At 45.5% G+C, this 19,158-nt stretch carries 20 protein-coding genes; 9 read left to right on the forward strand and 11 right to left on the reverse strand.

Features of this window, described 5'->3' with window-relative positions; genetic code table 11:
• Positions 1 to 41 precede the first annotated feature (41 nt).
• Together glgA and glgC are read right to left on the reverse strand one after the other, a co-directional pair.
• The gene (glgA, locus tag ACXAGQ_RS19345) at positions 42 to 1,559 is read right to left on the reverse strand and encodes a glycogen synthase GlgA (protein WP_475256026.1); all 1,518 of its coding nucleotides are present in this window, start codon (positions 1,557 to 1,559) and stop codon (positions 42 to 44) included.
• Positions 1,549 to 2,766: a glucose-1-phosphate adenylyltransferase gene (gene glgC, locus ACXAGQ_RS19350; RefSeq protein ID WP_475256028.1), complete on the reverse strand. Its 1,218-nt coding sequence runs from the start codon at positions 2,764 to 2,766 to the stop codon at positions 1,549 to 1,551. The genes glgA and glgC overlap by 11 nt, the downstream gene beginning before the upstream one ends.
• 365 nt (positions 2,767 to 3,131) lie before the next feature.
• Between glgC and ACXAGQ_RS19355 the strand changes: the two genes are divergently transcribed.
• A complete protein-coding gene (locus tag ACXAGQ_RS19355; RefSeq protein ID WP_475256030.1) occupies positions 3,132 to 4,523 on the forward strand; it encodes an alpha-amylase family glycosyl hydrolase in 1,392 nt (463 codons plus the stop codon).
• Positions 4,524 to 4,598: 75 nt separating this feature from the next.
• On the opposite strand, the gene ACXAGQ_RS19360 is transcribed toward ACXAGQ_RS19355, so the two are convergent.
• On the reverse strand, positions 4,599 to 4,877 hold the full coding sequence (locus ACXAGQ_RS19360) for a PepSY domain-containing protein (RefSeq protein WP_475256032.1): 279 nt from the start codon (positions 4,875 to 4,877) through the stop codon (positions 4,599 to 4,601).
• Between the two features lie 269 nt (positions 4,878 to 5,146).
• Here ACXAGQ_RS19360 and ACXAGQ_RS19365 point away from each other — a divergent pair, with 269 nt between their 5' ends.
• Complete coding sequence (locus ACXAGQ_RS19365; RefSeq protein WP_475256034.1) at positions 5,147 to 6,535, forward strand: class II fumarate hydratase; 1,389 nt, start codon at positions 5,147 to 5,149, stop codon at positions 6,533 to 6,535.
• A 22-nt stretch (positions 6,536 to 6,557) separates the two neighbouring features.
• Here the strand turns inward: ACXAGQ_RS19365 and ACXAGQ_RS19370 are convergent, their stop codons facing one another.
• Positions 6,558 to 7,391 carry an EAL domain-containing protein gene (locus ACXAGQ_RS19370; RefSeq protein ID WP_475256036.1) on the reverse strand — a complete coding sequence of 278 codons (834 nt, stop codon included), beginning with the start codon at positions 7,389 to 7,391 and terminating at the stop codon, positions 6,558 to 6,560.
• 395 nt (positions 7,392 to 7,786) lie between these two features.
• Here ACXAGQ_RS19370 and ACXAGQ_RS19375 point away from each other — a divergent pair, with 395 nt between their 5' ends.
• The gene (locus ACXAGQ_RS19375; RefSeq protein WP_475256038.1) at positions 7,787 to 9,466 is read left to right on the forward strand and encodes an RluA family pseudouridine synthase; all 1,680 of its coding nucleotides are present in this window, start codon (positions 7,787 to 7,789) and stop codon (positions 9,464 to 9,466) included.
• A gap of 73 nt (positions 9,467 to 9,539) precedes the next feature.
• Here ACXAGQ_RS19375 and ACXAGQ_RS19380 read toward each other — a convergent pair whose 3' ends face one another.
• Positions 9,540 to 10,085, reverse strand: coding sequence for a hypothetical protein (locus tag ACXAGQ_RS19380; RefSeq protein ID WP_475256040.1), 546 nt, complete (start codon positions 10,083 to 10,085; stop codon positions 9,540 to 9,542).
• Between the two features lie 283 nt (positions 10,086 to 10,368).
• On the reverse strand, positions 10,369 to 10,698 hold the full coding sequence (locus ACXAGQ_RS19385) for a macro domain-containing protein (RefSeq protein ID WP_475256042.1): 330 nt from the start codon (positions 10,696 to 10,698) through the stop codon (positions 10,369 to 10,371).
• Between the two features lie 118 nt (positions 10,699 to 10,816).
• Between ACXAGQ_RS19385 and ACXAGQ_RS19390 the strand changes: the two genes are divergently transcribed.
• Positions 10,817 to 11,698, forward strand: coding sequence for a patatin-like phospholipase family protein (locus ACXAGQ_RS19390; protein WP_475256044.1), 882 nt, complete (start codon positions 10,817 to 10,819; stop codon positions 11,696 to 11,698).
• A 50-nt stretch (positions 11,699 to 11,748) separates the two neighbouring features.
• Here ACXAGQ_RS19390 and ACXAGQ_RS19395 read toward each other — a convergent pair whose 3' ends face one another.
• The 4 genes from ACXAGQ_RS19395 to ACXAGQ_RS19410 all read right to left on the reverse strand — a co-directional run bounded on the left by ACXAGQ_RS19395 (position 11,749) and on the right by ACXAGQ_RS19410 (position 15,379).
• On the reverse strand, positions 11,749 to 12,831 hold the full coding sequence (locus ACXAGQ_RS19395) for a site-2 protease family protein (protein ID WP_475256046.1): 1,083 nt from the start codon (positions 12,829 to 12,831) through the stop codon (positions 11,749 to 11,751).
• Between the two features lie 181 nt (positions 12,832 to 13,012).
• Positions 13,013 to 13,468, reverse strand: coding sequence for a dCMP deaminase family protein (locus ACXAGQ_RS19400; RefSeq protein ID WP_475256048.1), 456 nt, complete (start codon positions 13,466 to 13,468; stop codon positions 13,013 to 13,015).
• A 141-nt stretch (positions 13,469 to 13,609) separates the two neighbouring features.
• Entirely contained in the window at positions 13,610 to 14,797 is a 1,188-nt protein-coding gene (locus ACXAGQ_RS19405; RefSeq protein WP_475256050.1) for an MFS transporter, read from the reverse strand.
• Between the two features lie 81 nt (positions 14,798 to 14,878).
• Positions 14,879 to 15,379: a cytochrome c gene (locus ACXAGQ_RS19410; RefSeq protein ID WP_475256052.1), complete on the reverse strand. Its 501-nt coding sequence runs from the start codon at positions 15,377 to 15,379 to the stop codon at positions 14,879 to 14,881.
• A 153-nt stretch (positions 15,380 to 15,532) separates the two neighbouring features.
• Between ACXAGQ_RS19410 and ACXAGQ_RS19415 the strand changes: the two genes are divergently transcribed.
• A complete protein-coding gene (locus ACXAGQ_RS19415) occupies positions 15,533 to 16,162 on the forward strand; it encodes a cytochrome b/b6 domain-containing protein (protein ID WP_475256641.1) in 630 nt (209 codons plus the stop codon).
• A 22-nt stretch (positions 16,163 to 16,184) separates the two neighbouring features.
• The gene (locus ACXAGQ_RS19420; RefSeq protein ID WP_475256054.1) at positions 16,185 to 16,613 is read left to right on the forward strand and encodes a MarR family winged helix-turn-helix transcriptional regulator; all 429 of its coding nucleotides are present in this window, start codon (positions 16,185 to 16,187) and stop codon (positions 16,611 to 16,613) included.
• A gap of 50 nt (positions 16,614 to 16,663) precedes the next feature.
• Here ACXAGQ_RS19420 and ACXAGQ_RS19425 read toward each other — a convergent pair whose 3' ends face one another.
• A complete protein-coding gene (locus ACXAGQ_RS19425; protein ID WP_475256056.1) occupies positions 16,664 to 17,038 on the reverse strand; it encodes a thiol-disulfide oxidoreductase DCC family protein in 375 nt (124 codons plus the stop codon).
• Between the two features lie 158 nt (positions 17,039 to 17,196).
• On the opposite strand from ACXAGQ_RS19425, the gene ACXAGQ_RS19430 reads away from it, so the two are divergent.
• The 3 genes from ACXAGQ_RS19430 (at position 17,197) to ACXAGQ_RS19440 (ending at position 19,158) form a co-directional block, all read left to right on the forward strand.
• Complete coding sequence (locus ACXAGQ_RS19430) at positions 17,197 to 17,874, forward strand: type 1 glutamine amidotransferase domain-containing protein (protein ID WP_475256058.1); 678 nt, start codon at positions 17,197 to 17,199, stop codon at positions 17,872 to 17,874.
• Between the two features lie 42 nt (positions 17,875 to 17,916).
• Complete coding sequence (locus ACXAGQ_RS19435; RefSeq protein WP_475256060.1) at positions 17,917 to 18,357, forward strand: VOC family protein; 441 nt, start codon at positions 17,917 to 17,919, stop codon at positions 18,355 to 18,357.
• A gap of 279 nt (positions 18,358 to 18,636) precedes the next feature.
• Complete coding sequence (locus ACXAGQ_RS19440; protein ID WP_475256062.1) at positions 18,637 to 19,158, forward strand: hypothetical protein; 522 nt, start codon at positions 18,637 to 18,639, stop codon at positions 19,156 to 19,158.

Genomic DNA, 19,158 nt, shown 5'->3' on the forward strand with positions numbered 1-19,158 from the left:
TGAGGGCTTTGTCTATTTTTCAGCATACCTAATTGAAGTGTTTAGGCACACTCAATCTGCTTTTTTTCCAATACAGACTCTTCTTCACCGGCATACATGCGCAGGTATTGCTCCGCAGCATCTTTCCACTCAAAGCGGCATGCCATCGCATTTTGCTGAAGGCGTTTAAACTCTTGAGGGCGCTGGCAGTATAGCAACAAGCTGCGCTGCATCTTGATTAGCAGTGCTTCTGGTGTCGGCGTATCAAACACGAAACCTGTCGCAAACTGCGGGGTATCATCATAGTCGATAACCGTATCCTTCAAGCCACCTACTCCGCGAACAATCGGCAATGTACCGTATGCAAGGCTGTAGATTTGGTTCAAGCCGCAAGGTTCAAACTGAGATGGCATCAAGAAGAAATCTGAGCCAGCTTCAACAGAGTGCGCCAGTGGGTTGTCATAAGCTTCAATGAACGCAAACTTTTCTGCAAACGCCTCACTGATTTCACGCAGTGCATCAGCCAGTTTAGGATCACCGCTTCCAACCAATACAATCTGCACATCGTTAACCAAGAAGTCACGAAGAACAGGCAATAGGTACTGGATCCCCTTCTGCTCCGTCAAGCGACAAACCATACCGTATACAGGCACATCATCCTGAGGTAGGTTTACCTGCTGCTGCAAATCACGTTTACACGCTTTCTTACCGCGAGCAAGGCTAACTTTATTGGCCTTGAAGTGCTGCTTGATGTACGGGTCAGTTTCCGGACTCCAATCCCCATAGTCGCAGCCATTCACGATACCGTAAAGGACATCAGAACGGTGCTGGAAATCTGTCGCCATACCGTGGGAGCCAAGCTCTGTCAGCAGTTCTTTGGCATAGTTCGGGCTTACAGCATTTACCTTATCGGCAAACGCAACCCCAGCTTTTAGCATGCTGATATTCGCGGCACCATCTTCAAGCTGAAGGTAGCGTTTCTGGATCAGTTCAGGGATCAAACTGTACTGGTCATAATTAAACGAACCCTTGAACACCGCATTATGAATGGTAATGACACTTTGCGTATCAGCAAAAAAAGCATCATCAGCATAGCGGGTTTTCAACAGGAACGGGACAAGCCCCGTGTGCCAGTCGTTACAGTGAACAACATCAGGCTTAAAGCCCAGCTTTTCACACATATCCAACGTAGCAGCACTGAAGAATGCGAAACGTTCACCGTTATCACGGTAACCTTCATTGTTCTCAGCGTAAAGCTCAGGACGGTCAAAGTATTTTGGTGAATCAACGGTATAAACAGGTACATCGCCATTATGTAGCTGTTTAATCTTGTACGATACAGCCTCAGGCTGAGTCGATACCAATAGCTCAGTATCGAGTAATTCAACAGCATCAGCACCATTCGGTACTTTGCGGTACAGAGGCATCACTACTCGCACATCATGCCCTAGTTCCTTTAGAGCAGCAGGCAGTGATTTGGCAACATCTGCCAAACCTCCGGTTTTGACCAACCCGTCTACCTCTGAAGCTACAAACAAGATTTGCAGTGGCTTAGAGTTAGATTTCTTCCTAGTAACCAATTTTCGCTCCTTTTGGTATCACAACAATTCCTTCGTCAGATACGTGGTACTTCTTCTTGTCTTCTTCTAGGTTCTCACCAATCACCGTACCCGGTGCAATCATGACATTCTTATCGATAATTGCGCGACGGATAGAACAGTTTGCACCAATTTTCACATCACCCAAAATCACAGACTCACTGATCATCGTGTCATGATCAACATTGGTACGGAAGCCCAGAACAGATTTATGCACCTTAGCACCACGAATATAACTACCTGCTGAAATCATACAGTTATTGATATCAACTTTGCAGTCATCGCTGTCTAGGACAGTCGCAGGTGGAAGCGGTGGGTAGTAGGTGTGCAGCTGCCACTGGCGGTTATAAAGAGAGAATGGCGCATCTTCAGAAAGAAGATCCATGTGTGCCTGCCAGTATGACTCAATAGTACCTACATCACGCCAGTACCCTGCTGTTTTCTCGCCAGGGATAATATTGGTCATAAAGTCATAAACATACACTTTACCCTGTGGGAAAAGCTTAGGAATAATGTCTTTACCAAAGTCATGGCTTGACTCTTCGTTAACAGCATCTTCTTCTAGCTCTTTGCAAAGAACATCTGTTTCGAAAATGTAGTTACCCATAGAGACAAGTGCGTTCTCTGGATCGCCCGGAATTGACTTAGGGTTAGCTGGTTTTTCTTCAAAACCAACCATACAACCATTTTCATCAACTTCGATAACACCAAATGCACTTGCTTCACTTAGTGGCATACGTAGAGCAGCAACCGTTAGATCCGCTTTTTTCTCATTATGGAAATCAAGCATTTGCTTAACATCCATCTTATAGATGTGGTCACTACCAAAAATACAAACCTGATCAGGTTCTTCTAGCTGCATGAAACGCATATTCTGGTAAATGGCATCTGCTGTACCATCATACCAGCGCTTACCCATACGCATTTGTGCTGGAATAGGATCGATAAAACGCCCTGTGATCCCCGAAACATTCCAGCCCTTCTTCATGTGCACATACAACGATTGAGATTTGAACTGAGTAAGAACATAAATCTTCATCAGGTCAGCATTCAAAAAGTTATTCAGTGCGAAATCAATAAGGCGGTAACTGCCACCAAATGGCACCGCAGGTTTAGTTCTTGTATCTGTTAATGGACGCAGACGAGAACCTTCGCCACCTGCTAAAATCATTCCTAAAACACCAGCCATGGTGTACCTCCTTGTTAGTAAGCAATCGTAGTCATATATACCATATTCCAATGGGCGATTAGAATAGGCTTTCAATGAAATTTGGTGAATAGTTTCAAAAATCTCGTTTTATTACATTTTGAACACTGATTTTTACATCACCTCATACCACCTCATCCTTAGTGGCAGAACTATCAATAAACCATATAACAAGAAAATGCCAACAAAATATTATTTTGTTTACAGTACGTACAGTTTTTATACATTCTTGTAATGGTGGTCTGACTACTCCCCCTCATCTCCTCCCCTTTTTTTAATCAAACAGCTGAATACTTTTTCATCAACTAACGATAGACTGCGCTCAGTTCATTGAAGGGACACAAACCATGACAACCAGCAGTACTAACCAGACGAAAATCAATGCGACCAATGTCATTCTTCACGCCTTTGACTGGCCGTACAATCGAGTCACACAGTATGCTAAAGACATTGCGAAAGCAGGCTATAAGGCCGTTCTTGTCTCTCCTCCACTGAAATCATATAAGCATGAAGATGGCACCGAGTGGTGGCAGCGCTACCAGCCTCAAGATTATCGAGTGATAGACAACCAACTAGGTAACACCCTAGACTTCCGTAAGATGACAGCAATATTAAAGGAACATGACGTGCATGTTTATGTTGATGTTGTCTTCAATCATATGGCCAATGAGTCACACCTCAGACAAGATCTGAGCTTCCCATCTAGTAAGGTACTGGATGAATATCAGCATTCAGCAGAAAATTATGAAAACCTGAAATTATTTGGAGATCTAACTAAACCCCTATTCACAGAGCGGGATTTTATCAAAGCCTTTCCGATCCAAAATTGGACAGATCCTTGGGAAGTTCAGCACGGCAGGATCAGCGGTGGACACGAAGATCCTGGATTGCCAACACTGAAATGTAACCAAAATGTAGTAAAACAACAAATAAACTATATCAGCTGTTTAAAGCAATTAGGTATAAAAGGGTTTCGCATTGATGCTGCCAAGCACCTTACACTCGAGCACATTCAATTAGTCTGGGACAAAGACATCAGTGCTGACGTCCATATTTTCGGTGAGATAATCACTGACGGAGGCGCGACAAAAGAAGAGTATGAGTTGTTCTTAGCGCCATATTTAAAAGGAACCAGCTTAGGGGCATATGATTTCCCGCTATTTCATGCCATGTACAATGTGTTTGAAAAAGGGCAGCCGCTTGCCGAGCTTGATAACCCCTACTCTGTCGGACAAGCATTAGCTTACGACAGAGCCATTACCTTCGCGATCACCCACGATATCCCCAATAACGACGTGTTTTTGGATCAGGTCATGAAAGAGCAAAACGAGCTCTTCGCATATTGTTATATTTTGGGACGTGATGGTGGTGTTCCTTTGATCTATAGCGATCTGGATACCAGCCAAATTGCAAATAACAAAGGTCTACCTCGATGGAAAGATACGTGGAACGATCCGCTTCTCGTACAAATGATCACCTTCCACAACCTGATGCAGTGTCTACCAATGACAGTGCAGGATAAAGGGAAAGATCATTTAATCTTTAGCAGGGAAGATAAGGGGATCGTGGCGATTAATAGGGGAAGTGAACCACTGACCGTTGAGCTACCTCCCGGTGAGTATAGTGCCCTGATGAATTCCGATGAAAAGAGCTCAATCTCTAATGAAGTGGTATCCAATCAGTTCACTATTGCTGGGCAAAGTTGTGCCATGCTTGCCCTTAGCGACTTGCTAGGCTGAATACCATAACGACGAAAGCCGCGTAGTCTATGTTAGTGAGCTGCGCGGCTTCCTTAAATTCAAATAGGCAGAAACTTAATCTCTCTCAACAGCCAAAATTTTGCCACTAAATAGATCCATTTCAATCTCAACGCGATGACCATCGGCATTCCTCGCCTCTACTTCAATTTCATGCTCATCTCGTTCAACTTTGATTTTACGAAAATCGTGGTAACCATGACTTTGCAACATCCTCATTGCCTTAGGCACAGTCAGTTCCGGTGAGGCTGAACGCTCAACCGGGTCAGCATAGGCAGGTAGAGAAAAACAACTCGCTGTGAGCACTGTAAACAGAGCTTTTGATAATACTTTCATACATCCACCTATAACCATTATTACTTAGCGCATAATATCAAAAGTGCAGGCAATAGCTTGCTTACACGGCATGCAAGGTGTGAAACCCATCACGCATTTATTTATATAAAGCTAAGTATGATCCCTCATTTGCATAGATTTCGCTTCATTTCTTGGATTCTATCTATTGTTTTAGCTATGCAAGTCAGCGCTTAGTTAAATCTTCCTGTTTTATGAAATGCATCTAAGCTTTCCCTAACACCTTCATTTCTTTTTTCGAAGGGGGCACCATGACATCCAGATACCGAACAGAAGTTGACAGCATGGGGGAAGTAAAAGTCCCTACCAAGGCACTTTATCGGGCGCAAACCCAACGTGCTGTTGATAATTTCCCCGTCAGTGGCATTCCCATGCCTACCCTGTTTATTCAAGCCCTTGCATTCATTAAACAAGCTGCGGCAAGAAGCAACCTTGAGCTTGAATTGCTTAGCTTCGATAAAGCCCATGCCATTATCGACAGCTGCCAGAAAATTATTGACGGCCAGCATCTCGATCATTTTCCTATTGATATCTTTCAAACCGGCTCTGGCACCAGTTCAAACATGAATGCCAACGAAGTCATCGCAACATTAGCGACCCAGAAGTTAGGCGATGAAGTCAGTGCCAACGACGACGTCAACATGGGGCAAAGCAGCAATGATGTCATTCCAACCGCCATTCAAGTCAGTTCAGCACTCGCCTGCCACCGACTGCTGCTCCCAGCCTTTGACCACATTATTACTTCACTCGAGAATAAGGCACTTGCTGTTGGGCACCTAGCCAAAACTGGGCGGACCCATTTGATGGACGCGATGCCAGTCACCCTCGGCCAAGAACTCGAGGGCTGGAAAACACAATTTTGCAAAGCACGCCATGGCGTAGTGATGGCATTAGATAATGTGGCGGCGCTAGGCCAAGGCGGTACAGCTGTGGGAACAGGGATCAATGCCGCACCGGAATTCTCAGCGATATTTGCCAACAATATCTCTGTGTCTACAGAAGTTGATTTTACGGTGAGTGATAACTTCTTTTATAACCTCAGCAGCCAAGACGCGATTGTCAGCTTGTCAGGCCAACTGAAAACCGCAGCGGTTGCCTTGATGAAAATCAGTAATGACTTGAGATGGATGAACTCTGGCCCACTCGCAGGGCTCGGTGAAATTGAACTAGAGCCTTTACAGCCGGGATCGTCCATTATGCCAGGCAAAGTGAACCCGGTTATTCCCGAATCATCAGCCATGGTCGCCGCGCAGGTGATGGGCAACGATACCACCATAGCGATTGCTGGGCAGTCTGGTAACTTCCAACTCAATGTCATGCTTCCCGTTATCGGCTTTAACATCTTGCAAAGTATTGAGTTGCTCGCAAACTCGCTCGTGCTGCTTGCTGACAAAGCGATAGATACTTTCCAAGTAAAACAACATACCCTGGAAAATGCCCTAGCCCGGAACCCTATCTTAGTTACTGCCCTTAATCCTATTATTGGTTATTTAAAAGCTGCAGAAATAGCGAAAAAAGCCTATAAGGAGCAACGGAACATTATTGATGTTGCTGAAGAAGAAACGGATATAAGCAGAAGTGAATTAGAAAAGCTGCTAGAACCTCGTCACTTAACCCAAGGTGGCATAGCAGATAAATAATGCCCCCCCCCAGCCCAATAGTTTAATTGGGCTGGTCAAGGTTGCCAATAAAATGACTCTTGCGAACATTAAGCCTAGGCTCAATAGGTGGTGTTTTTTGCTGGGGCAAACCGACAAAAAAGCCTTGGAGGTAATCAGCACCTAGCGACAATGCCGCATGATACCCTCTCAGATCTTCTACGCCCTCCAGGATAATCTTCGCCCCCAACTCTCGGCACAGCGTAAACACACTGAGAAGTGGCTGGGTATTCCCTTTGAGATAGGCTTCGAGCAACGAGCAATCCGCCTTGATAATATCTGGCGAGACGTTTCTCGCACGCTGCTCTGAAGAACCTGCAACGCCAAAGTCATCAATCACGATATTCAACCCAGCCTGATTCAAATGGCGGATGGCCTTCGCGAGCGCCTTATCATCGGCATGGTGCTCAATGATCTCTATATAAATCTGTTCAGGCTCTAAACCGAGTTCATAAATCCTTGGCAATAAAATTGAGTCTACCAGGCCTTCACTTTCACAAAACATGATAGTGACAGGCATCATGTTAATGAACAAATTCGTCGAGATTTGCGCTAATGAAAAGTTTCTAAGATGAATAACCCTGGCAAGTCGATCTATATTAAGTAAGTGACTAGGGTGGCCTAGGTAAGCATTGATTAATTCACCGTTATTCACTAGCTGACCCGCTGAGTTGTATACTCTCATGAGTGCCTCGTAGGCAAACACATTGCCATCACTGGCTATAATCGGCTGGAAAGCAGTTTTTAGGACAAGGCCATCATAGATTGCAATATGCTCCCCTTCATTAATAATGAGGTGGTGCTCAATCTCATTCCTTGTTCTTAAAATAGTACCCACTAAGATAACTGCCCTGATAAGACTATCGCCAATGTATCCAGCGCTAGTGAATTAATTTTCAACCATGTAAGATAGGTTAGACCATTTCCAAGCGTCACTCGGCAAGTTTACAAAACTCTGACTTTGCATTTTAATGCTTTATCACAGTCATTTACGCAGAATGCTCTGGCACAATACAACAAAACACGATCAAGATTAGTTAACCTCGATAGTTAAATTAATACTAAGAAAATGCAATAGAACGCATAACTTTCTGCGAGTTTACAGTCACTTTCGGTGAAATTTGTTGCTTGAGGTGATCTCCTTCCGTCTAACAGGTAGACTTGTCGCCCTTAATCCCTACCAAGTACCGAGAAGTTTTGGTAGGTCCGAATAACTTCACCATAGATCAGCATATGCACACGCCGGAACACTGTTTTACGCCTTTTACCTCATCTATCGAGCATTTTGAATTGCCCGAGCGTTTTACATACCCGTTCTATTATGAACCTCACCCTCTGTGCCTTGTTGCCGCAGAACAACTGCAACAGCACTTAGAAACACAAACTGACTGGCAGCATAACTTTGGCTTAGAGGGTGATACCGACTCCGCCATTGGCAAAATGTTTGGCATTCTACTGGTTAAAAGCCAGCAAGGTGAAATTGGCTTCCTTTCGGCATTTTCCGGCAAAATTGCTGATCAAAACCTGCTTCCTCACTTTGTACCGCCAGTGTTCGATATGCTCGTTGAAGGAAGTTTTTTCCTAAGCGGTCAAGATAAGCTCAATGAGCTGAGTCAGCAAATACGACGCTTAGAAGCGAACCCTGCCCTCGCTGAGGCAAAAAAAGCGCTAACAGAGGCTCAAGCTGCGGCTACTGATGCTTTGGCAACCCATCGCAGTAATATGGTCGAAGCAAGAAAAGTCCGTAAAGTAAAGCGGGCGGAAAGTGCGGACCTCGCCCCAGAAGTTCGCAACGAGCTAAAAAAGCGACTGAGCCAAGAAAGTGTGATTGAAAAGCTCCAATTGCGCGATCTCAAAATTCATTGGGAAGCAGAAATTGCCAATAAGCAATCAGAGCTAGACCACTGGCAAAATGAAATTACCCCGCTTATCGAGCAACGCCGTAATTTTTCTTGCTCCCTTCAGCAGCAGTTGTTCGATCAATACCGCTTCCTAAATAGCAAAGGTGAAGAAAAATGCCTCGGTGAGCTTTTTGTCGACACCGCACAAGGTGTCCCACCAGCAGGGGCTGGTGAATGTGCCGCACCAAAGCTTCTTCAGTACGCGTTTAAGCATGGTATGAAGCCGATTGCTATGGCAGAGTTTTGGTGGGGGTGTTCACCTAAATCTGAAATTCGCCGCCATAAGCACTACTATCCTTCTTGCCAAGGTAAGTGCCAGCCTATCCTGACCCATATGCTAGAGGGTATGGAGCTTGATGATAACCCGCTGCTGACTAACCCTGCCGAGGGGAAAAGCGTAGAAATCATCTACCAAGATGACGATATGGCCGTCGTCAACAAGCCAGCGGAGTTCTTGTCTGTTCCGGGTAAAACCATCGAAGATTCGGTGTACCTTCGTATGAAGCATCAGTTCCCCAAAGCAACCGGGCCATTGATCGTGCACCGTCTGGATATGTCCACATCAGGCTTGATGGTTATCGCCATCTCTAAGCGTGCGAACAAAAGCCTTCAGAAACAGTTTATCCAGCGTACGGTTCAGAAGCGCTACACCGCACTAATTGATGGTGTTTTGGATCAAGATACAGGTTATATCAACCTGCCGATGCGTGGTGACCTCAATGACCGCCCTCGTCAGTTGGTCTGCTACGAACACGGCAAGCCCGCTGAGACCAAGTGGGAGGTCATCAGTCGCAGTAATAAGTACACCAAAGTCCATCTGTACCCTAAAACTGGCCGTACCCACCAGTTGCGTGTCCACTGTGCCCACACTTCAGGGCTAAATATGCCGATCTTGGGTGACGACTTGTATGGGGTGAAAACCAACCGCCTTCACTTGCATGCAGAGCGTTTAGAGCTAATCCACCCTATCACTGGCGAACCGATGGTCTTCCAGGTAGAGGCAGAGTTTTAAGTCATATTCTGTTTTGTAAACATAAAAAAGCCCCGGAACCAGAAGGAACCGGGGCTTTCTTTTTTAAATCTGATTAAGACTGAGCAGCTTCCACTTGGGTGCTTTCGTCTTGGTTCTTGTATAGCTTGTAAGACATAATGCCGATCACCAAGGCTTTGATAATCATCATCTGAGGGTTACCGTAGTAGCCGACCATACCAACGAAACCAGACATTAGCATAAGCACACGGTACTTACGCAGGCTAGTCATGTAAATTGCAGTCAGGATGATACCCAGATCCATGAATTGGAAGCCGACAGCCAACGTTGGCTCGGCGACAAAAGAAGATACCGCGACATAAAGAATGTAGCCAATGCCGGCCGCCATAACGCTACCCAACACGATCAACAGTACCTTGGAGACTTTCATGAAGTCTTTCGCGTAACGGTATGAGTTAACACTTGCTACCGCTAGGTTAAGAATTACCTTTGGGTACCAGCCCATCAACAAAGCCCAAACCGTATCGTTCGCAGCAGAACCGAAAGCAGCAAACCGCGTTGCTTTCATACTATTAAAAATAGTCAGTGAAATATAAAAAGCGACACTGGTCCAGCCCAGCACTTCGACGATAAAGTCCATTAAAGTATCTCCACAAGGTAAATTCGGCGTAGATACTAATGCTGCAGACCTGATGAAACAAGCGTTTTCGCCAACTGAAACAGAATTAAACACTATATGTAAACCGCAAACCAGCCATTAACATAGAGTATAAAACCATCAACAAAATATAATAAACTTACACCAAGCCATTTTTACCCAATGAATCAAGCATTAACCTTAATTTCATATTCACAATCAACCGAGTTATCCACAGTTTCTGGGGATAGTTTGTTGCTAATCCTGTTTATATACCCAAGCTAACTCAATTTTCCAAAGCGAGCCGCATAGCATTACGATAAGAGGAGGCTAGCACCCGATCTGGCTCATCGGAATGTGAATAGATCGGACCTGCCGTATGAATAACAAATTTTGCAGGCAGATTTCCAGCCGTCGTGATCCTAGCTTCACCAAACGGACACCTCACCCCGTTGATAACTGGCACCTCCCGACAGGCTGCTAGCAGATCGGGACCTGCTGCACGATGAATGGCTCCGTCGACCCCACCACCTCCCAACATGGTTGGGTTAGCGGCATTGACTATCGCATCAACAGAAGCCTTTGTGATATCACCTTGCACAATATGAATTGCCATGACTCCTTCCTCATCAACCGTTGTTAGGAAAAACTGATTACAACGATAAACAAAACCAAATATCGCTGTTAACCCACTCAGCGTATGCTTTGCACGTAACAGAGGTTTTGAGGTTTATATGGTTTTTGAAAACAGTCGCGCAATAATTGTAGAAGGTGGCGCAATGCGCGGCATTTTTGCCAGCGGGGTATTAGACTCCTTTATGGCTTCTGACTTTTACCCTTATGATTTCGCCATTGGTGTATCAGCAGGTGCATCTAACTTACTTGGATACCTTTCGAAACAACCAAAGCGTAGCTACAACGTCATTACTGAGCTGGCAACAACCAAAACGTTTTTCAACCCTAAGCGTTTTATAAAAGGTGGTGACTTGGTTGATGTCGACTGGCTATGGCAAGAATCGAACCGTCGCTACCCAATTGATAGCGAGGAACTGTTTGAAGGCATTCCTTTTTGGGCAACTGTTACCAATGTGTCGAACGGTCAAGCCGACTATTACCGCATTAGCGAATCAAACATCAAAGAGACGCTGATCGCCACCGCTGCATTGCCTATTGCAGTGAAAACGCCTCCATGCTTTTCTGGCGGATGTTATACCGATGGCGGCGTTGCAGACTCTATCCCGGTAAAGGAAGCTTACCGACGCGGGGCGAGGGATATTACTGTGGTTCTCTCTCACCCATTAAGTTACCACATGAACCCGGCCAAGCACCCCTGGCTGATGAAAAAGCTGCTCTCTCGCTATCCCGGTGTTGCAGAAGCCATGTTACACCGCGCAGAGAACTACAATGCGTCATTGGACTTTATCCGCAACCCGCCTGCTGATACGGTGGTGAAAGTTATCGCTCCACCGGAGAATTTTTCGGTCAAACGTTTGACGATGAAAAGTGAAATATTAGAGGAAGGCTACCAGATGGGGTTAGATGCAGGCCATTCCCATATCAGTAACCTTATGGGGCACCATGGATTGACTGAAGAAAACTGCCACTTCTGTCTTTAAGCATACAAAAAAGGCACCCGCGGGTGCCTTCTCAATTTCTGGGTTAGACGTTAACTTTGAAGAATAAGCAGCGGTAAAGCCAGCATGTCATCCCCTTTACCCGCGAAGTACATGATCACACCAACCAAGGAGGCTACGGTCGCAAAGTACCAAACAGTGCTAAACACCTGCCCATAGCGGCTTAGGGGCAACAAATGAGAATGGTGCCTGTACTTCCATTCAAAAATGATTTCAGCACTGCCTATTAATAACATCAGCCCCAAAAGCGCCAGTCCAAAGCTATAACTGACGAAAACACCTGCAGCCGCACCAGCGATACAGGCAATCAGTCCTGCGATACTGTTCATGGAAAAGCTGATGCTTTTTAATATGTGCCCGCCATCCAAAGGAAGAATGGGCAAGAGGTTAAAGAGGTTCAATAAAGCATTGAATGTCGCTAGGCCTGCGAAAAAGACGTTGCCTGTCATCCAGTAAGCAATCATCAAGGCGAGAGACATGAATAGCCCAAACGTGGGCCCCATGATAGATATCACGACATCCTGCCACCTTGTATTGATCTTCTCATCAGACATCGCTAACCCTCCCATAAAAGGAATCAGGTAGATGCCTTTGGTTTTCATACCAAAATACTTCATTGCCCTGATATGGCCATACTCATGGACAACCAAACAAGCGATGAGGGCTAGCGCAAATTGCCAAGAGAACAGCCACGAGTAGGCCGCGACACTCGCACCCGCCAGCACGACCTTGATGACTTTGGCGCTTTTAAGCAGCTTAAAACCCAAAGAAAGCAGCCCGACAATGCTGAATTTCGGCTTTGTTTGGGGTTGAACAGCAGGTGTTTGGCGTTCGATGTCTTTTTCATTGCGAGTACCCGTATCAACGATTTCGCCATCGATACTGACACGGTAGTTGATGGCGAAAGGCTGCCATGCCACGAGAGAACTGACCTCTACGGTAATGATTTTCTCTCCGGCAGCCAGTTGAAAGACATGCAGGTTTTCCCCTTCACTATCAGCACTGGCTGCGACTTGAGATACCAGTTGGTTATCCCAATAAAGTGCCTGCCACCCGGCAAGCGAGCCTTCTAAGCGAAGCGGTTTTTCAAGGAGAGAGATATTAAAGAGTTCCAAAGTCAATCCATCTAGTTAGGTCTTGTGCTGGGGTGAATTCTAACGTTTTTATGCTATGGCGTGAAGGTAGCTCAATCGTCACTGAGTGCAATTATTCCATCAAAACAGCTAGCTAGAGAATACGAAAGAGGCTGCCTTAAGCAGCCTCTTTCCGCTTTGTAATTAGCTATGCCGAGTTGAATCAGTTAGCTTTACGGTCTAGCTGATCAAGCGGTAACCAGTTAACTTTTACGCCAGCCTGCTCGAACATCTCTTGGCTCACTTGGATTTTATCCCCCCAGCGAGACAAGAAATCTTCAGTCTGCTCTGGGCAGTGTACGGTAGAGATCCCAGTTTGAATAATTTTTGCGGCACAGTTTGGACAAGGGAAATGCGTAACCCAAATATCGCAGTCAGCCAAATCACGCTTAGCAAACAAAATGGCATTTTCTTCAGCATGAAGCGTTTTCAGCAGCTTCATTTCGCGATCATCAGTATCGGCACTGTCTGAAACACCGTGAGGATAGCCGTTGAAGCCAACCGACACAATTCGGTTCCCTTTAGTGATCACCGCACCAACTTGGGTCGAAGGATCTTTACTCCATGAGCCTACTAGCTCTGCCATTTGAAAAAATCGCACTTCCCATTTAGAAATCATGATCTTTACCTTATTTACTCATTATCGGTATTGTTCCGTCAGTTCAAGCCACGCTAAACAGCCAGTCTTGAAATCAATGGGATATATGATGCAAAACTTATGCGTATCACTCAAGTCCGACCTTGTCAGTTAATGTGTATTTTAGCGCCAGGCTAAGACCCTCACTTCATTGCCCTCTTCAGGCTTAGCAGGAATATTCAGCGATAACAGCAGCGATACAGCGGCCATGGCTGCACCGGCAAAGAATACGGATGATGGAGACGTTAACCAAAGCAAGCCGAAACTCACCGGGATCACAACAGCGGCAATATGATTGATCGTAAACGCCACCCCAGCTGTCGAGGCCATGTCCGCAGGGTCGGCAATTTTCTGGAAATAGGTTTTCATCGCAAGCGCCAAGGCAAAAAACAGATGATCGACCACGTACAGCACTGCCGCTACTTCGGCTTGCTCGACAATCGCATAGCCGGCAAAGACGGCTATCAGGCCAACATATTCGAATACCAACGCCTTGCGTTCACCCACCCTGCCAATAAAGCGGCCGATTTTTTTCGCAAATAGCCAATTGAATAAATAATTAATCAAGAACAGCAGGGTAATATCTGCAGCAGAGTAGCCGAATTTTTCAACCATAAGAAAGCCTGCAAACACAATAAAGATCTGCCGGCGAGCCCCGCTCATAAATGTCAGCGCGTAATAAAGCCAATAACGCTTACGAAAAACCAATTTCTTGGTCTGTACCGTCTCACTCTTAAACTCTGGAAATGCCAGAGCAACAAAAACCAATACGGCAAAAGCGGCAATGCCGGTGATAAGATAAACCCACTTGAAAGACAGCTCAAACTGCTCAAGCATCAGCCATAACACCCCGTAGGTACAAAGAGAAGCCAATGCGCCAACTGAAATTAGCTTACCCAGCACTTCTGGTGCCTCATCTTTACTCAGCCACTGCAAAGAAAGGGATTGTTTGAGTGTTTCAAAATAATGGAACCCTGTCGACATCAACAAAGTTGTCATTAACAGCCCGCCAACAGAAGGGAAAAAACCGGTAATCGCCACACCAATCGTTAGCATCGCAAGCGATAAGATCATAAACCTCTGCTCGCGGATAAACAGCAAAACAAAAACGGCGGTAAAAGCTAGAAAACCCGGTATTTCACGTACGCTTTGCAATAGCCCGATGTCAGCCCCTGTAAAGGCCGCTTCTTCAATGACAAAGTTATTGAGTAGTGCCTGCCAACTTGAAAAAGCAACCGGGACAATAATTGAAATTAAGATCAAAAAGTTTTGTGGGGTTTTCCACCCCAGATCCTGACGTGAAGCGAGCATAGCTTCCCTACTGTGACTAATGAGATATTATTCAACTAGCTTATCAGCCCAGTAAAAAAAGGCTATGTAAAATCATCACCCTTACCAACGAGAACGATACTGCCGGTGGCAAGCTTTACACGTAGACTGCGCTTGTTTGAGCCCCTGCTGAGCCGATGATTGGTCTTCATTTATTGATGCTTGGTAAAGCTGCTCAAACCCCTTGTCCATATCCTTTAACAAACGTTCGAACTTTACTTTGTCTTGCCAAACCTTTTCTTTGGCTTTGCTACCCTCTTGGCTTCCTTCAGGGAACAGAGACAATAAACTCGCCGATGATTCATGCAACGCTTGCGATACTTGCTCTATGCTTTGCCAGTTTACCTGCTTATTTTTAAGCGCCTTATCGGCCTTCTTGGCATCACTCTCAATCTGTACAAAAGCATGCTGACGCATTTTTATTGCTTGTTTAGTAGTCATATCAACAGCTTGTTGATTTAGCAAAACGTCATTACTTTCTGTCGCCATCGAAGCAGCAGAGAAAGTCAGGCCAAGCCCAAAGCCAATACTCATCATCACAGTATTCAATTGTTTCATATTCATTCGGGAGCTCCTTTGTCGCTGGTATTAAAGGTTGGCTGAGTTTTGTCTCACTCATTTCAATGAAGACAATTTACATAGCAATAGTTGTAATTGCAACTATTGCTATGTAAATATAATATCCAACGAATGGCTATCACAATAAGGTTAACGATGATGAAAATTTGGGACTTACCCACTCGGCTCTATCACTGGGTGCAAGCACTGCTCTTCACCCTAGTTGCAATAAGCGGCTTTAACGGTGGTGGGCCACATATCACTTTCGGGCTGGCACTCTTTTCGTTATTACTTTGGCGGTTAACGTGGGGAATTTTAGGCAGTGAAACGAGTCGCTTTTCGCAATTTATACACTCTCCAAGTGTGGTCTTAAGCTACTTGAGAGGAAATTATTCACCAAAGCCAGGGCATAACCCATTGGGTGGCTTGATGGTCTTTGCCTTGCTCACACTATTGATGCTCCAATGCCTGAGCGGTTTGGCACTTGCAGGTTGGTTCGATAACTTCTCTTCCCTTGCAGGGATGTTAAGTGATGAGTTCTACACCATGGTTGAGAGTATTCACTTCCTTGTTGCGAAAACATTAGTTGTGTTTGTCTCTCTCCACCTTGCTGCAATTTTGATATACAAGTTACGCAAGAAGCCCTTGGTGCTCGCTATGGTTACAGGCAAGCAACGCCATGAATTATCTGCGAATTCAGATACACTCAAATTTGCCAGTAATTTGAAAGCGTTGATACTGTTTGTTGCAGCCCTATCAGTTACAATAGCAATAATTGCCAGTTTATGAACCATGCAGGTTAGTTTCCCTTATGACACAAGAATTTGACCGACAGTCCAGCTTTGGGTGGCTGATCAATGTCGTCGCCAATAATGCCGCAAGGACTTTCGACACTGAGTTGAAAAAACATGGCCTTACCATTGCACTCTGGCCAACGCTAATGTGCCTATGGGAAGAGGAAGGTGTTACCCAAACTGAAATATCGCAAAAGTCAAAGGTTGAGAACTCGACGACTACGCGGACTATCGATAAACTCGAGAAACTGGGACTGGTAGAAAGGCAAAATGATCCGAACAGTCGCCGTTCGTTCCGTATTTTTCTTACTGAAAAAGGACGTAGTTTGAAAACAGACTTGTTGCCTATCCCCGTCGCCATCAATAAGCAGGCCTTAAGCAGCTTGGATGACGCAGAGCAACTTCAGCTAATTTCGCTATTGCAGAAAATGGTGAAAGACCTCTAGCCTGAAAGAACAGCCGATAACTATGAAGGTAAGCATGGCAGAACTTACCTTCAATTATCACTTTCTATTCGCCCCTGCCTAGCCAAGCGACGATCTACCATTTTTCTGTACCAGCGAGAAAGCTGTGTCTTCACAAAAGGCCAGGCCATCACCCATGCTATTGGTTGTAAGTACCATACCTGATTAAACAACAGGATATAGGCATCTAACTCCTTAAGAACCTCTCCCTTAGCATTCATGACATGGAGTTCCCTAACTGCAAGATGAGGGTCAATCCCCAGCGCCCGCAATTCCTCTTCTTTACCAGTAATATCATACCAATCAACATTCTCTGGCTGCTTAAGCCGCCGTTCAAACCAATGACGGTCATCGACACAGCTCGGGCAAGCGCCATCATAGAATATGGTCAATTTTTGTTGTGCCATCCCCACCTCACAAGCCTTCATTCGCATGTCTCTTTTAAGTTTAGCGATCTGGTATCTCAGCAATGCGGCGGCATTAAGTACTTAGACTCCCCATGAAGCCATACAGGTATACTATGCTTTCGCTGTAAGTTTTATCTCTTACTTGAGGGAGTATGATTATGGCAAAAGCATTAATTGTGGTTACCAGCCATGCGGCATTAGGCAGTACAGGGACAACCACTGGATTCTGGCTATCGGAGTTAACCCACCCCTATTTTGCCCTGGTAGACAAAGGAATCGAGGTCGATATCGTGTCAATCGCTGGCGGTGAAACGCCCATTGACCCTAAGAGCTGGGACGAAGAAGATGAAGCTAACGCCCGGTTCTTGGCAAACCCCGATTTGGTTGATTTATTAAAAAACAGCCATTCCCTCAACAACATCATGCCTTCTGACTATCAGGCCATCGTTTTTGCCGGCGGCCACGGCACAATGTGGGATTTCCCTGATGACGAACACGTCAAGCGCGTCGCCATCGCCATTTATCAACAAAATGGTGTTCTATCGGCAATCTGCCACGGCCCTGCAGCGTTAGTTAACATGACTTATAGTAATGGCGACCATCTTATTGCCAATATGAAAGTCACCGGCTTTACCAACGAGGAAGAAGAAGCGGTTGGGCTTACTGGCGTTGTCCCTTTCTTACTCGAAGACAAACTCAAGCAAGCCCATGCAAGTTTTGTTGGCGCTGAGGCGTGGACCAATAATGTCGTCATTGACGGGCACCTTATCACAGGGCAGAACCCCCAATCAGCCGCGGGGGTTGGCGAAGCCGTTGCAGAATTGCTGTTAGAATAGTAACTTGGCGTTGAGCAATAGCTAACAATAACAGGATGTACAATGGAATATTTACACACTATGGTACGAGTGAGCGATCTCGATGCATCGCTAGACTTCTACTGTAACAAACTGGGCTTAGTAGAAACCAACCGCAAAGAAAGTGAGAAAGGTCGGTTTACACTGGTATTCCTTGCTGCGCCGGGTGACGCAGAGAACGCAAAAGCCACCAGCGCCCCTTTGGTTGAACTGACCTACAACTGGGATTCAGAAGAGTACACAGGTGGTCGTAACTTCGGTCACTTGGCTTTCCGTGTCGATAATATCTACGACCTGTGCGCGCACCTACAGGCAAGTGGTGTTACCATCAACCGTCCACCTCGTGATGGCCACATGGCTTTTGTCCGCTCCCCTGACGGTATTTCTATTGAACTACTGCAAAAGGGCGAGGCGCTTGCCCCTGCAGAACCTTGGGTTTCAATGGAAAACACAGGCCAATGGTAATTCTCTAGCCATTGCTTTAGCGCTTTACTATACGGTTTAGTAAGGCGCTTAATTAATAGCAACCATTCATTAACGTATTTCGTAAAGTCATTACCAATATGCAACAACATACCATTCCATTGGTTGCATTTTGCAAGTTTAAGATCCCTGCTCAAAAATAAGAAAATAGACTTTTATTATCTTTCATGCACTTATTTGCCCTCCCTCAAATTAACTAACACAAAAAAATCTGGCTAGTCATTTGCACTACTAGGGGAACCTTTACTCAAGGAGACTCCAATGAAGGTGCTCAAAATCTTATGCTTTTCGGCAGGCACGATAGGATTAAGCGGCTGTCAGCTTACAAACCAGGAGTATGTTAGCCATAGTTTCGATGATCCTGTGACCATTCATGATTACCAACTGCCCATATACCCTGATGGCGTGAAGCTGGAATCAAACTATCGACAGCGTCGTAACCATGATATTTGGTATTGGTCTGAGTTAGAAAATAACACATACCAAAGCGGTGAAAACTTAATAGTCCAAATCGTATCCAGGGCTCCTCTTGAAGCGCCTCCTGCCCATTTTGCCTTTTCATTGCCAAGCCAGAAGGCAGAGCGAAAATACAATGCGGTTGGCCCCTATCAGCGCTGGGTAAGCGTAATGTCCAATGGCGATAAGTGTACGTATGCCCAGCAACATACCCGCCGGATGGACCAGTGGCTATCTGTCTTTGTTCACTACTGCACACCGGAAAACCAAGACGGCCTTAAATGGCTGGATGATCTGAAACCAAGCTTTTACCTGCAGGAGTTCTAG

The organism is Photobacterium sp. ABD4_091, assembly GCF_056160145.1.

Coding starts and splice junctions, on each gene's coding strand:
- glgC (WP_475256028.1), bottom strand. CDS start 2,766: ATGGCTGGTGTTTTAGGAATGATTTTAGCAGGTGGCGAAGGTTCTCGT.
- ACXAGQ_RS19355 (WP_475256030.1), top strand. CDS start 3,132: ATGACAACCAGCAGTACTAACCAGACGAAAATCAATGCGACCAATGTC.
- ACXAGQ_RS19360 (WP_475256032.1), bottom strand. CDS start 4,877: ATGAAAGTATTATCAAAAGCTCTGTTTACAGTGCTCACAGCGAGTTGT.
- ACXAGQ_RS19365 (WP_475256034.1), top strand. CDS start 5,147: ATGACATCCAGATACCGAACAGAAGTTGACAGCATGGGGGAAGTAAAA.
- ACXAGQ_RS19375 (WP_475256038.1), top strand. CDS start 7,787: ATGCACACGCCGGAACACTGTTTTACGCCTTTTACCTCATCTATCGAG.
- ACXAGQ_RS19380 (WP_475256040.1), bottom strand. CDS start 10,085: ATGGACTTTATCGTCGAAGTGCTGGGCTGGACCAGTGTCGCTTTTTAT.
- ACXAGQ_RS19385 (WP_475256042.1), bottom strand. CDS start 10,698: ATGGCAATTCATATTGTGCAAGGTGATATCACAAAGGCTTCTGTTGAT.
- ACXAGQ_RS19390 (WP_475256044.1), top strand. CDS start 10,817: ATGGTTTTTGAAAACAGTCGCGCAATAATTGTAGAAGGTGGCGCAATG.
- ACXAGQ_RS19400 (WP_475256048.1), bottom strand. CDS start 13,468: ATGATTTCTAAATGGGAAGTGCGATTTTTTCAAATGGCAGAGCTAGTA.
- ACXAGQ_RS19405 (WP_475256050.1), bottom strand. CDS start 14,797: ATGCTCGCTTCACGTCAGGATCTGGGGTGGAAAACCCCACAAAACTTT.
- ACXAGQ_RS19410 (WP_475256052.1), bottom strand. CDS start 15,379: ATGAATATGAAACAATTGAATACTGTGATGATGAGTATTGGCTTTGGG.
- ACXAGQ_RS19415 (WP_475256641.1), top strand. CDS start 15,533: ATGAAAATTTGGGACTTACCCACTCGGCTCTATCACTGGGTGCAAGCA.
- ACXAGQ_RS19420 (WP_475256054.1), top strand. CDS start 16,185: ATGACACAAGAATTTGACCGACAGTCCAGCTTTGGGTGGCTGATCAAT.
- ACXAGQ_RS19425 (WP_475256056.1), bottom strand. CDS start 17,038: ATGGCACAACAAAAATTGACCATATTCTATGATGGCGCTTGCCCGAGC.
- ACXAGQ_RS19430 (WP_475256058.1), top strand. CDS start 17,197: ATGGCAAAAGCATTAATTGTGGTTACCAGCCATGCGGCATTAGGCAGT.
- ACXAGQ_RS19435 (WP_475256060.1), top strand. CDS start 17,917: ATGGAATATTTACACACTATGGTACGAGTGAGCGATCTCGATGCATCG.
- ACXAGQ_RS19440 (WP_475256062.1), top strand. CDS start 18,637: ATGAAGGTGCTCAAAATCTTATGCTTTTCGGCAGGCACGATAGGATTA.